The organism is Roseburia inulinivorans DSM 16841 (assembly GCF_000174195.1).
GTDB lineage: Bacteria > Bacillota > Clostridia > Lachnospirales > Lachnospiraceae > Roseburia > Roseburia inulinivorans.
The window spans coordinates 1-602 of record NZ_ACFY01000046.1; the positions used below are offsets into that span (position 1 = coordinate 1).

1 protein-coding gene is annotated in these 602 nt (G+C 38.7%); it reads right to left on the reverse strand.

Annotated features, from left to right (window positions below):
- A partial coding sequence (locus ROSEINA2194_RS04715; protein WP_007884013.1) for a transposase occupies nucleotides 1-602 on the reverse strand: 602 nt, incomplete at both ends.

Sequence of the window (602 nt, forward strand, 5' to 3'; positions counted from 1 at the left end):
ACCGACCTGTACATTATAAGCTGGAAGCAACTGGTCATTGCCCATGTAGTCTGTCTTGATTCGCATAAAAGTGGCTGAATGGTCTGTTTTCGAGTAACTGTTGCGATCTTCTCCACAGATTTTGATTTTTTCCACGTATTCTTCCAACTTAGCAGCATACTCTTTGAGTTTCTCATAATGACGTTGTTGTGTAGTTTTGCGATGTCCCCTGCCATGAACAAACATTGCTTCATTAATCTGCCAGACTTCTGCATACTGTTCAGCAGCTTCCTTCAGATACTCTGGTGCGTACTCACTATTGATACAAAGTTTCATACCTGTACATGAAAGTTCCTCATTGATTTCCTCAAAGAGTGTAGTTATCTTACCAAAGAGACGGTATCTGGATTTTTCAGTTGCTTTTTTCCATACCCAGGAGTATTTATTCGCATTTGCTTCAAACTTGGATCCATCAATGTATAGATGTTGAAGATCTACATGCTCTGTCTCGAAGATTTTTTTGTTTATATCTTGAAATATTTCTTCAATGGAATCAGCAAGTACTTCGTTGATGAAGTAGCCGAAAGTACGGTAAGAAGGTGCTTGATGATCCATAAGATACA